This is a genomic window from Nocardia heshunensis (genome assembly GCF_054782115.1).
Genome location: NZ_BAAGTC010000004.1, coordinates 214,056 through 226,383, shown reverse-complemented (window position 1 = coordinate 226,383; position 12,328 = coordinate 214,056). Strand labels below are relative to the sequence as shown.

The 12,328-nt window shown below is 69.5% G+C and carries 9 protein-coding genes; 3 read left to right on the top strand and 6 right to left on the bottom strand.

Features of this window, described 5'->3' with window-relative positions; genetic code table 11:
- Positions 1 to 126: 126 nt before the first annotated feature.
- Positions 127 to 1,266 (bottom strand): PorA family protein, encoded by a 1,140-nt coding sequence (locus ACYVN4_RS13655; protein ID WP_460720946.1) that lies wholly within the window; start codon positions 1,264 to 1,266, stop codon positions 127 to 129.
- Positions 1,267 to 1,453: 187 nt separating this feature from the next.
- Between ACYVN4_RS13655 and ACYVN4_RS13650 the strand changes: the two genes are divergently transcribed.
- Positions 1,454 to 2,608 carry an acyltransferase family protein gene (locus tag ACYVN4_RS13650; RefSeq protein WP_460720944.1) on the top strand — a complete coding sequence of 385 codons (1,155 nt, stop codon included), beginning with the start codon at positions 1,454 to 1,456 and terminating at the stop codon, positions 2,606 to 2,608.
- Between the two features lie 13 nt (positions 2,609 to 2,621).
- Here the strand turns inward: ACYVN4_RS13650 and ACYVN4_RS13645 are convergent, their stop codons facing one another.
- The 4 genes from ACYVN4_RS13645 to ACYVN4_RS13630 form a co-directional block, all read right to left on the bottom strand.
- Positions 2,622 to 6,866, bottom strand: a complete 4,245-nt coding sequence (locus ACYVN4_RS13645) for an alpha-(1->3)-arabinofuranosyltransferase (RefSeq protein WP_460720942.1) — start codon at positions 6,864 to 6,866, stop codon at positions 2,622 to 2,624.
- Positions 6,847 to 7,017 carry a DUF2613 domain-containing protein gene (locus ACYVN4_RS13640; protein WP_157389630.1) on the bottom strand — a complete coding sequence of 57 codons (171 nt, stop codon included), beginning with the start codon at positions 7,015 to 7,017 and terminating at the stop codon, positions 6,847 to 6,849. The genes ACYVN4_RS13645 and ACYVN4_RS13640 overlap by 20 nt, the downstream gene beginning before the upstream one ends.
- Before the next feature lie 102 nt (positions 7,018 to 7,119).
- Positions 7,120 to 8,211 carry an isochorismate synthase gene (locus ACYVN4_RS13635; RefSeq protein ID WP_460720939.1) on the bottom strand — a complete coding sequence of 364 codons (1,092 nt, stop codon included), beginning with the start codon at positions 8,209 to 8,211 and terminating at the stop codon, positions 7,120 to 7,122.
- A 135-nt stretch (positions 8,212 to 8,346) separates the two neighbouring features.
- The gene (locus tag ACYVN4_RS13630; RefSeq protein WP_460720937.1) at positions 8,347 to 8,835 is read right to left on the bottom strand and encodes a universal stress protein; all 489 of its coding nucleotides are present in this window, start codon (positions 8,833 to 8,835) and stop codon (positions 8,347 to 8,349) included.
- Between the two features lie 209 nt (positions 8,836 to 9,044).
- Here ACYVN4_RS13630 and ACYVN4_RS13625 point away from each other — a divergent pair, with 209 nt between their 5' ends.
- Positions 9,045 to 9,497, top strand: coding sequence for a hypothetical protein (locus tag ACYVN4_RS13625; protein WP_460720935.1), 453 nt, complete (start codon positions 9,045 to 9,047; stop codon positions 9,495 to 9,497).
- Between the two features lie 19 nt (positions 9,498 to 9,516).
- A complete protein-coding gene (locus ACYVN4_RS13620; RefSeq protein WP_460720933.1) occupies positions 9,517 to 10,857 on the top strand; it encodes an ADP-ribosylglycohydrolase family protein in 1,341 nt (446 codons plus the stop codon).
- A gap of 109 nt (positions 10,858 to 10,966) precedes the next feature.
- On the opposite strand, the gene ACYVN4_RS13615 is transcribed toward ACYVN4_RS13620, so the two are convergent.
- Complete coding sequence (locus ACYVN4_RS13615) at positions 10,967 to 12,289, bottom strand: acetyl-CoA C-acetyltransferase (RefSeq protein ID WP_379358691.1); 1,323 nt, start codon at positions 12,287 to 12,289, stop codon at positions 10,967 to 10,969.
- Positions 12,290 to 12,328 lie beyond the last annotated feature (39 nt).

The following is a 12,328-nucleotide window of genomic DNA, read 5'->3' as shown; positions in this document are numbered from 1 at the left end:
GCAGACACGCCCGCAATGCTGCCATCACCGGCTGTGAGTCCGGGTGTGCACCCCTGGCGCGGAGGTGGAACGACAGCGGCCCAGCATCTTCGGAAAGATGCTGGGCCGCTGATCGAACGGGAGCCGCTAGGGCTTCTTGTTCATGTCGATCTGCTGGGTCGGCGGATCGAAGCTGCCGCCGGGACCACCGGCCGGAGCCGGGGCGGGGCGACGGACCGGGGTGGAGCCGTTGCCGTTCTTGCCGAGCACACCGAGCAGGACGCCGAGGATCAGGAAGACCGCGGCCAGCACGCCGAGGATGATCGGCAGGATGCGGCCGTACAGCGCCAGCTTGTCCATATTGTCCTTGGCCACCGAGATCTGCGATTCGATGGTGTTCTCGTCGAACACCAGGGTCGACTTCAGCGCGGTCACCTCGGGCTTGTCGCCGCTGCGGGCGTAGTACAGGTGAATCTGCTCCTGGCCCTTGATGACCGTGCCGGTGTCCGGCTCGACCCACAGGTCACGGACGTTCGTGTAGTAGCGGTCCATGGCGACGTCGCCGTCACCGTCCACGCCCCACTTGGCGGCGGGCAGGGTCAGCCGGTTGGTCGCCGAGTTGGCGACCGAGTTGAGATCGGTGGCCGGAACGGTCATCTGGAAGTGATAGACCTTCAGGTTGTTGATCTCGGTCTCTTCGACGTAGTTGATGTCGAAGGTCTTGCGCGCGTTCAGATCGAAGTACGGGTAGGTCTTCTTGTCCGTGCCGATCGGGAAGCGGTACTGCAGGCCGGTGTGCTGCACCGGGTCCATGACGGCCGCGCCCTTCTTGTCGACCGTCACCGCGATCGAGCCGTTGGGGCCGCCGTCCACGGAGTCCACCGGCTCACCGGTCTTGCGGTCCACGGTGACGCGGTCGATGGTCGCGGTGAGCAGGCCGGTGTCGCCCTGCTTGTCCGTGCGACGCAGAGTCTGACCGGCCTGGATCGTCAATTCCGAAGCATTGGACGGGTTTTCGATGGTGAGGAAGCGCTGCGAGACGAGCGGGACGTTCTGGTCCACCTTCGCCGCCCCGGTGGGCGAGGTCAGGGACTTGGCGTCGAGCACCTCACTGGGGGCACCGTTCTGCGGATTCGTCGCGACGGTGGTGATTTCCAGGTCCAGCGGGGTCTTCGCGAGGCGGCTCACGGTATAGGTGGGGATCATGATCGCGGCGACGAGCAGCATCGCACCGATTCCCACGAGTACGCAGGCCACCGTCCTTCGGGTACCGGCACTGAGTGCCATGCAGGTTCTCCTCGTCGTCGAACACGTGATTCGTCCAGCACTACGGTCGCCGCGCAGCACTCGTGAGCCCAGACACTAACAGTCCGAGCGGTCCAAGAGTGCGGCCGAGTCAGGAAAACACCCCTAAAATCCCCCAAGTCAAATGGCGAATGCTCACATAAACGGGTACAAGGCAGACTGGGACCCGATGACCACCACCCTGAACCCTGATGCGGGCCCGATCCCGGCCGGAGTTCCGGCCGAACATCGGCTCGGCCGGTTCGTTCCGGCACTCGAGGGTATGCGCGCACTGGCCGCGCTGGGCGTGGTCCTCACCCATGTGGCCTTCCAGACCGGCGCGACGGGACAGCCGCTGCTGGGCCGGGTGTGGGAGCGATTCGACATGGCGGTCGCGGTGTTCTTCGCGCTGTCGGGTTTTCTGCTCTGGCGGCCGCACGCGACAGCGGCCCGGGAAGCAGGAAAAGCACCGAGTGCCGCGCGGTATCTGCTGCATCGCGCGGCCCGCATCCTGCCCGCGTACTGGGTGGTGGTGACCGCGGTGCTGATTCTGCTGCCCAGCGCAGCGCACACCGCCGGGCTGCGGGTGTGGGTATCCAATCTCGCGCTGCTGCAGGTGTTCGTGCCGTTCACGCTGACCGACGGGCTCACCCAGATGTGGAGCCTCTCGGTGGAAGTGGCCTTCTACCTGCTACTTCCGCTACTGGCGTTCGCCCTGGTCTGGTTGCGTGGGCAGCGTGCACGGTTCCGGGTCCCGGTGGTGCTCGGCTTCGGACTGCTCTTCCTGGGCTGGAACCTGCTGCCCGTACCCACCCCCGAAGGCATCCATGCCGACAACTGGCTGCCCGCCTATCTGCCGTGGTTCGCGACCGGCATGCTGCTGGCCGAGCTCGCCGACCTGGCGATCCCGCGCCTGCGGCGGATCGCGGGAAACCACCTGCTGATGTGGCCGCTGGCGCTGGCGGCTCTGCTGCTCGCGACCACGAATCTGGCCGGACTCCGGGGCCTGACCCACGGTCAGCCGTGGCAGTACGCCACCAAGATGGTGCTCGGCGCGATCATCGGCTTCGGGTTGCTGGCTCCGCTGGTGCTGCGGCCGGACCGGCGGCACCGCTGGCTTGAGAGCCGGGTGGCCGCGACGTTCGGGCGCTGGTCCTTCGGCATCTTCATCTGGCATCTGGCGGTGCTGTCGATCATCTTTCCGGTCTTCGGCATCGTGCCGTTCCGCGGGCATTTCGTCATCGTCTACGTGCTGACCATCGCGTTCACGCTGCCGTTGGCAGCTGCCAGCTTCGCGCTCGTGGAGGAACCCGTCCGGCAGTGGACGCGCCGCCGCTTCGGCTGAGCGGCAGGCTGATTCAGCGTTTGTCGGGTAGCGCCGCCAGGCCGACCGCAATCACCGCGACCAGGGCCGGGAACTGCACCCACAGCGAGCCACCGGCATAACCCTCGAACGACCGCCACGGACCGGTCGAGAGCGCGGCCGCACAGATCGCGGTGCCGCCACCTGCGAGTGCGACAAGTACCCGGGGCCAGCGGCTCGGGCTCAGATGATCGACGAGCAAGCCGATTCCGGTGAGCACCAAGGCGATCGGCCCCGCGATGAGCCCGGCCGCGGCGGCCAGACCCAGCCCGGCGACCGTGCGGCTGCGCCAGGTGCGCGGCGGTGGGCCGTCGTCGCGAACGGAGGATCGCGCACCCCGCAGCGCCAGCACGATCAGCGGTAGCAACAGCAGCAGGCCGCCGAAAATGGCGAGGCGATACCAGCGGTCGGTGGGGAACGAGACGGTGATCGGGCCCTGTGTCCCGGGCGGCACCAGCCAGCCCTGTTGCCAGCCGTTGATCACCAGCGGTTTCAGCGTGCCGCCGTTCGCGGTGTGGGCCTGCCAGCCGACATTCGTGCTGAGTGGCAGCACCAGTACCTGGGTTCCGGTCGTGCCTTTCGGGTCGGCGACCGGCGGTAGCGCCGGGGCGCGGTCGAGACGCAGTTCGTCGACGGTGAACAGTTCGGTCGGCGCGACCGCGACATCTACCCGCCCGGAAGGGAACTCGAAGCCCGAGTCGGCCTCCGCCGGTGTCCCGGGTTCGGTGGCGTCCGCCGCGCACACCGTCGCGGGCAACGGTGCGCCGGAGAGCAATTCGGCGGCGGTGCCGGTCACGGTGGTGTGCAGGGTGCGGCCCGCGGCGGCGATGGTGGGGCCGTGCGCGCAGTCGATGGTGATCGGCCGGTTCGGGTCGGCGGGCGCGGGATAATCGGGACCCAGCACGTTCACCTCGGCCAGGCCCGGCGGCTGCTCCTGCGCGAAACCCAGTGCGGTGCGGTCGAGTACCGGATCCCAGGTCTGGATGCTGATCTCGATGCGGTCGGTGACGTAGGGATGCAATTCCACCCGGCTGACCGCGCCGGAGTCCGGGTTCACCGCGCGCACCTGCGGGCCGTCACCGAGATTCACCGAGATCGAGGTGGGGTGCGCGGGCAGATCGCCGCGCGAGGGCGACACTTCCAGCCCGGTCACCAGGGTTGGCGCCGGAAGTTCGATGGTGAGCGTGGGTTTCGCGCCCGCCGGATTGCGCACACTGGTCTCGGGTGCGGTCCAGCTGGTGCGCGGGTCGCCGTCGGTGGCGGCGAGCGCGGAACCGCGCGGGTCGCCGACATCGGCCTGCCCGCGCGCGATCGGGCGGTCCGGATCGGTGAGCAGCGCCTCCAGCGCCGGGCCGGGCCGGGTGTGCACGATCAGATCCGGGGTGACCGTGAGCGGCTGCGGAACCTGCAGGGTGCGTTCGAACAGGCCGGGTTCCTCCGCGGCCAGCGCCAGGCCCTTGCTGCAGCGGACGCGGTCGGGGGAGTCGAAACATGCACTGCGGCCGGGGAATTCCTGGCCCAGGTCCCAGCCGCGCACCGGGGAGTTCGCGGGTGCGGGCGGCAGCACGGTGCGGTGGCGGATATCGAGGGTCACCGGGTTGTCGCGGTCGGCGTAGTCGTCCACGGCGATCTCGCTGATCCCGAATTGCCCACCGGCGCTGCCGTCTTCGGTGTTCATGGCGGTGACCTTGATCCAGCCCGTAGCGCCCGGCGGCAGCGAAATCGACGTCGGCGTACCGGGTTCGGTGATGCGCGCGGCCACCGTGCCCTTGGCCGTCTCCACCTCCACCCACTTCACCGGGCTGCCGATGGCGGCGGCGCTGGTGGTCAGGCGCAGCACCGCCGAGCTGATCGGCTTGTCCAGGTCGAGCCGGAGCCATTGGCCCACAGCGTGTTCCGCGCCGTTGGAGATCCACGCGGTGGCCGGGTCGCCGTCCACCACGGCCGCGGTGGAACTGCCGGGGGCGGCCCCGCCCAGCTGGGTGGCGTCACCGGCGGAACTGGAGGCGGTGATGGTCGCGCCGGACCATTCGCCCTCCACGAGCTGCGCGCCGTACACCGGGTAGTCGGGGACCAGGTTGTGGGTGCGCCGGGCATCGCCGGGCGCCCGCAATGCCGAATTGTGGTTGTCGACGCGCCCGAAATCGGTTTCCCGATCCATCGGTGTGTCGGTGATGGTGACGCCGTCGGCGGGCAGCCCGGCGGCCGCGGCGTCGGCGGCCAGCAGCATCGGTCCGGCCGGCGTCGCGGGATTGCGGCGCAGCCGTTCCACCACTTCCGGCCCGCCCTGGACGACCTGGAGGCTGTTCAGTGGCACGGTGAACGCGCCCGGGAACGAGGTCGGCGCGCCGAGGCCGCTGTGCACCTCGGCGGGCGTGCCGGGTTGAGCGGCCTCGACCCGGTAGATCTCGATGGCCCGGTAGTTCGGCCGCAGATCGCCGTCCGCGACCAGGCCCTCCACCCGGCCCGTCTCGACCGGGTCACCGAATTCGGCGACCTTCTCCAGACCGGGGGAGCCCTCGATCGCGCGGTGCGCCAGCATCGGCCAGGTGGAGCGCGCGGTATCCGGGTCGAGGTCGTTGCGCAGCACCAGGATTCCGATGCCCTGCCCCGCCAGGGTGGCCGCCAGGCCCGCCGAGGGCCGCCCGTCGGCAATGAGCCGCTGCACCGAATCCATGGCCCGGATCGCGCCGGGCGGATTGAGCGGCACCGCGTCCCGCACCGCCCACGGCGTGCTCGCCAGCGCCTGCAGGGGTTCGTCGCGGGTCAGGCCCCACACCTGGCTGGCGAACGGCGCGCCCGGCACCACCAGGGCGCGGGTGTCGGAGGCATTGTGCGCCAACCAATCCGCGGTCTGCTGCCAGTACTGCGGCACGTGGTCGTAGCTGCCGCGCGGGGCGAGTTTGCCGGTCCAGGCCAGCGAGGTGGACAGCGCGAGCGCGGTCAGGATGAGCGCCCCGACCGCGACCATCCTGTCGCGCTCGGGATGCGCGAAGGCCCTGCGCCACACCGGCATCGGCACCGAACCCGGCAGCGGCACCCGGCCCAGCAGATGCGCCAGGCCCAGCACCAGCGGCAAACGAATGAGCGGCTCCAGCTTGTGCACATTGCGCAGCGGCGCGCCGCCGGAGTCCAGGAACACCCGGACCTGTTCGGCGAACGGGCCGCCGAGTTCGCCCGCGTAGCCCGCGCAGATGCCGACCAGGCCGACCAGCAGGATCAGCGCCAGCCGACCCCGATTCGGCATGGAGCGCAAGGCGAGTCCGGCCATCCCGGCGGCCGCCAGCATGCCGGTGGCCAGCACCGCGGCGGGCTGGGTGACCAGCACCGCGCCCGCGATGCGTTCCGGTGAGACGAACGGCGTCCAGCTGTCGGTGCCACGCAGCACCTCACCGAGCGAGGCCCACTGCGTGGTCACGCCGGAGGATTCGATGTAGTCCAGGAACGGCGGACTCACCTTGCCCAGCAACAGCAGTGGCACCACCCACCAGAAGGTGCCCAGTGCCAGGAGGGGAATCCAGGCGCGGGTGAACCGCCACCAGGCGCGATTGGGTTTGAACGAGATCCACCACAGCGCCGCGGGCAGGAATGCCGCGGCGGTGGCGACCGCGTTCACCGAACCCATCAGTGCCAGCGCCAGCGCACTACCGGCGGGAGTCGCCATCCCGCGACGCGGCAGCGGGGCGTCGTCGTTCTCCGCGCGCTTGAGGGCCACGCCCAAGGCGGCGGGCGCGAGCAGTACCCAGGGCGCGAGCATCATGGGCAGCGTCTCGGAGGAGATCGAGCCGAGGGTGGTGAGCACGCGCGGTGACAGCGCGAACGCGACCGCGGCGATCAGCCGCGAGCCGCGACTGCCGATGCCCAGCGTCTCGCAGAGTCGGATGATGCCCCAGAATCCGGCGAGCAGCAGCAGCGCCCACCAGATGCGCTGGGTCGCCCAGCCCGGCAGGCCGAGAATGTGTCCGAGGGAGAAGAACGCGCCGTGTGGGAAGAAGTACCCGTAGGCCTGGTTCTGGACCTGCCCCATCGGGGCCTGGCTGCTCCACAGATGCGAAGCGCGGGAAAGGAATCCGAGCGGATTCTGGGCGAGGTCGTATTTGGTGTCCGCGACCGTCTGCCCGGGTGACTGCAGAAAGGTGAGCAGGAACGCGGCGATGACACTGCCGAACAGCCAGCGGCGGCCCAGCGGTGCGGTGTGGCCTGGTTCGGAGGTCAGCCGGTCAGCGCGAGCCGTACTCAACGTTGTTCAATAGCGACGAGCCCGCGTCGCCACTGCGGTCGATATCGGGCCGCTTGTCCTGCGAAGCCGCCATTGTGATGACCAGGACCGCCGCCAGCCCGACCAGGGCTCCGCCGACAGCACTCGCTGCACCAGGAACGGCAAACTTCATCGCGGTACTCCCAACATCGGACGCATGCGTAACCGGGCCAACGGCCCAGCCTCCCCGGCACTCTAGCGGATGGTGCCTCGGCGTACGGAAAACGCTGCTGGGTTATTCCGGAATCGGGCAGTGCAGTCCGCCGAGGAAGGTGTGGAGTTTGGCTGTCGTTTCGTGGAGTTCGGCGTGGGGGTCGGAGGCGGCGACTATGCCGCCGCCGGCGAAGGCGCGGAGGGTGAGGGTGTCGGCAGAGAGTTCGGCGCAGCGGATGGCCACGTACCAGTCGCCGTCGCCGGCGGTGTCGCACCAGCCGACCGCGCCCGCGTAGAAGCCGCGGTCCCCTTCCAGGTCACCGATGGCGTCGAGGGCGAGGTCGGTGGGGGTGCCGCAGACGGCGGGGGTGGGGTGCAGCAGAACGGCCAGGTCGAGTGCGGTGGTGGCGGGGTGGCGGAGGCGGCCGTGGATGGGGGTGGCCAGGTGCCAGACCTCGGGGGTGGACAGCAGTTCGGGGCCGTCGGGGATGGACAGTTCGACGCAGACGGGGGCGAGCCGCTCGCGGATCCAGTCGATGACGTAGGCGTGCTCTTCGCGATTCTTGCTGCTGGCCAGCAAATCCTGGGCCTGCGCGGCGTCGGCGTCCGGATCGGCGAGCCGGGGCAGGGTCCCGGCCAGCGGATGCAGGGTGACGGTGTGGCCGCGCCGGGAGATCAGGACCTCGGGTGTCGCGCCGATCAGGGTCTCGCCGGGGCGTCCGGCGGCGGAGAGATCGACGGCGTAGACGGCGGCGCGCGGATGCCGGGTCACCAGATGCCCGGCGATCACCTCGGCCTCCAGCGGGGCCGCCGCCTCGGCCACCAGCGACCGTGCCGCCACCACCTTGCGCAGGGGTTGCCCGGGATCCGCCAGGAGTTCGACCAGCTTGGTAACCCGTGCGACATGCTCTGCGGCACTGGGCATTTCGGAGATCACCCGGACCTCCGGGAGATCAGGCAGTGCCGCCGGACGCCACGGCCCGGCGGTATGGGCGGCCTGCTCGGGGGCGACCAGGGCGGCGGGACGGCGGGGATCGAACGGCAGCGCACCCACGATCAGCTCGTGTGCGCCGGAGCGCAGTGCCGCGCTCGCTGCCGCCGCCGAGGCGAAGGCGGCGCGGGTGCCCGAGGTGCGGACGACACCGTCGGGTGTCGCGAGCAGAAATCCGTCCATGGTCCGAACATAGTCCCGGCCGTCGGCGCCGACGCCCGGGGAGCGACGCATCTCTCACGGTGCCGGAGGTCACCCACGGGCGAACGCCTTGCGGCCCAGCGTATTTCCCGCAATTCCGGTGCCGGACTGCGGCGTTCAGGCGCGTTTCGCGTCCGGCTCCCGGCCCGGCGGCACCATCAGCACCGGCCGGTGACAGTGTTTGAGCACCGCGTCCGCGACGCTGGAATGCATGAGCGCGCGGATCCCGGTGGCCCCGCGGGTGCCCGCCACGATGATGTCCACATCCAGCTCGTCGGCCACCTCCACGATGGCCGTCCAGATGGTGGTGGTGCACTCCACGGTGCGCGCCTCGGCGTTGAGACCGGCCAGTTTGGCCAGGCGCACTCCTTCGGCATTGATATTCTTCGCGTCCACGAGCGCGACGTCGGCTATTTCGTCGTCGGCCATCCATTCGGGCTGCATCACCCCGGACAACCCCGACAGTCGCGCGGCCTGCCGCACCATCGGCTCCCACGCGGTCAGCACGACGGCTCTGTTGGCCGCCAGGAACCGACCCGCGTATTCGACGGCCCGCCGGGCGTTCTCGGAACCGTCGTAGGCGATCAGCATCAAATCGCAGGGCATGACGAACCTCCTGGTAGGTACGTCTGTCTCTACCCCCGAGGCTACCCCGGAAACAGACCGTTCAGCGGACTTGGCAACCACCGCCGCGTCGCAAGTTCTCGACAGTTTGCGAACGATTCACCCAAACCGGTGGTGCGGTGCGGGTTCCGGGTTTTCACTGGGGATTGACATCGCCGTCGTTGGAGCAGGGCCCGAACGAGGGGTGGAATGTGCGGTTGGACGAGGACGAGCTGACGACCCCGCAGGAGTGGGCACGGGTGTACCGCTCCCTGTTCGGTCTGCCCCACGTACACGTGACCACCCCCGGATTCGTGGTGCTACCGCTCAACGACACGATTGCTGCCCTGAATACGCCGGAAGCCTTGGGGGCCTTGATTCTTGACGAACTGGTCGGTCGCGGATTCGCCGGTCCGGTGCTGGTCCGGGACAAGCCGCCGCGCCGCACCTTCCTGGCGGTCTTCGACGGCTATCCCTCCGACGAATGCCTCGAGGTGCTCGAACGCAGCAGCATCGATCTAGGCCCGCATCGCAGTAATGTCATCCTGCCCACCGGATTCGGCCGTCACACGCACGAGGGCCGCTGGTGGGCGCGCGCACCCCAGCGCGACGAATCCCTGCCCCTGCTCTCGGAGGTGGTCGCGGCCACCCAGGCGGTGCTGTGAAAACTCAGCAGGCGGTGCTGTGACCATAGAAGCGGCCTTCTTCGGCCATCACGAGGCCGATCCACGCGCGCTGCTCTACTACGAATGGTGTCAGCGCGACGAATCCGGTTACGCGGTCGAGGATTTCACCGAGGAAGTACACGACCTGACCCACGTCGAGCATCCGATCCCGGGTGCCTGCTGGCGGCTGCTGGACCGGGTCGAGCGCGCCCCCCGGTTGCCGGACTGGCCGTACACCGAATGGGTCGACGCGCCGTGGAGTGCGAATCTCCCTGGCGTGGAACAGGAATCACGCCCGTCGATCGCCGAGGCAGAGCTGCTGGACCGGATCCACGGCGGCTGGCTCGGCCGCTGTGCCGGGTGCACGCTCGGCAAGCCGCTGGAGAACGGCTTCCTCTGGACGCCGGGACGGATCCGCGAGTACCTGCGGGCGAACGACGCGTATCCGCTGCGCGACTACGTCCCCGTCGCCGACCCGCTGCCCCCCGAGGCAATGGGTCGAAGGTCCTGGGGCACAGCGACTCTGGGGCGCATCGACGGTTGCCCGCGCGACGACGATATCGACTACACCATCCTCGGTGTGCACCTGCTGGAACATCGTGGCCCGGCCTTCACCGCCGACGATGTGGCCGCCCTGTGGCTCGAACGCCTGCCGTTCCTGCAGACCTACACCGCCGAACGCGTCGCCTACCGCAACCTCATCGACGGCTACGCCCCACCCGACACCGCCACCTTCCGAAACCCCTACCGGGAGTGGATCGGCGCGCTGATCCGCGCCGACATCCACGGCTACACCCACCCCGGCCAACCCCGCCGCGCCGCGATGGCGGCCGCCCGCGAGGCGTCGATCTCCCACGTGGGCAACGGTTTATGGGCCGCCATGTGGTCGGCGGCCATGGTCGCGGCCGCCTTCACCACCCCCGCCCCCGCCGACATCCTGACCGCGGCACAAGCGGTCATCCCGCCGGGTTCCCGTCTCGCCGTGGCCCTCTCGGAAGTTCGCGACGACCACCGCCGGGGCAAGTCCTGGGAGCAGGCCGTAGCCGCCATCCACCAGCGCCACGCCCACTACAACTGGGTGCACGCCGTCGGCAACGCCTGCCTCATCGCCGCCGGATTGCTGTGGGGCGACGCCGATTTCACCCGAACCATCGCCCTGACCGTCCAGGGCGGCTGGGACACCGACTCCAACGGCGCGACCGCAGGCTCGATAGCGGGCATCCGCACGGGAGCCACCGCCCTCCCACCCCAGTGGACCACCCCGTTCCACAACACCGTCCACAGCGCGGTCGCGGGCTACGACAGCGTCCACATCTCCGACCTGGCCCGCCGCACCCGGAACTTGATTGTTCAGCCCTGAGTACGACGAAGGCGGTATCCGGTCCGCGTGGACCGGATACCGCCTCGAAGGGGGTCCGGGGGCGAAGTCCCCATTCTCCCAAGGGTTTCAGGGGCGTAGCCCCGGTGAGCTAGCGCTCGACGATCGCCACGACGCCCTGGCCGCCCGCGGCACAGATGGAGACCAGTGCGCGGCCGCCACCCTTCTCCGCGAGGTGCTTGGCGGTCTGGGCGATGATGCGACCGCCGGTGGCGGCGAACGGGTGGCCCGCGGCGAGCGAGGAGCCGTTCACGTTCAGCTTGGAACGGTCGATCGGGCCCAGCGCGCCGTCGAGGCCCAGGCGCTCCTTGCAGTACTGGTCGGACTCCCACGCCTGCAGGGTGGCGAGCACCACGGAGGCGAAGGCCTCGTGGATCTCGTAGTAGTCGAAGTCCTGCAGCTTCAGGCCGTTTCGGGCCAGCATGCGCGGCACCGCGTAGGTGGGGGCCATCAGCAGGCCGTCGGGGCCGTGGATGTAGTCCACCGCGGCGACCTCGGAGTCGACCAGGTAGGCCAGCGGCTCCAGGTTGCGGGAGGCCGCCCACTCGTCGGAGCCCAGCAGCACCGCGGACGCGCCGTCGGTGAGCGGGGTGGAGTTGCCGGCGGTCATGGTGGCGTCGCCCAGCTTGACGCCGAAGACCGGCTTCAGGGTGGACAGCTTCTCGATGGTCGAGCCCGGACGCAGGTTGTCGTCGCGGGTCAGGCCGAGGAACGGGGTGATGAGGTCGTCCATGAAGCCGCGGTCGTAGGCGGCGGCCATGTTCTTGTGCGACAGGTAGGCCAGCTCGTCCTGCGCCTCACGGGAGACGCCGAATTCCTTGGCGGTGATGGCGGCGTGCTCACCCATCGAAAGACCCGTGCGCGGTTCGGCATTGCGCGGGATCTCGATGCCGACCATGGACGGGCGCAGGCGGCCGACCAGCTTCACGTAGTCGGAGTTCTTCTTGGCGCGGTTGGCGTCGAGCATCCACTCGCGCATGCCTTCGCTCACACCGATCGGCGCGTCGGAGGTGGTGTCGGTGCCGCCGCCGACGCCGTTCTCGAGGCGCCCCAGGGCGATGCCGTCGGCCACGGTGACGATGGACTGCAGGCCGGTGCCGCAGGCGAGCTGCAGGTCGTGGGCCGCGGTGTAGGGGGAGAGGGTGGAGCCGAGCACGCTCTCGCGGATCATGCCGTGCTCGCCGACGCGCTTGAGGACCGCGCCGCCGACGACCATGCCCAGGCGCTCGCCCTGCAGGCCGAACCGGGAGACCAGGCCGTTGAGGGCCGCGGTGAACATGTCCTGGTTGGAGGCGTGGGCGTACTTGCCGTCGGAACGAGCGAACGGGATGCGGTTACCGCCGAGGATGGCAACCGGACGCGCCTGCTTGGTGGTCTTGGCCGCGGCCTTCGCCGAACGGGCTTTGGTGGTCACTCGAGTCTCCAGTGTCTCGTCGGTGGGAAATCCGGCACG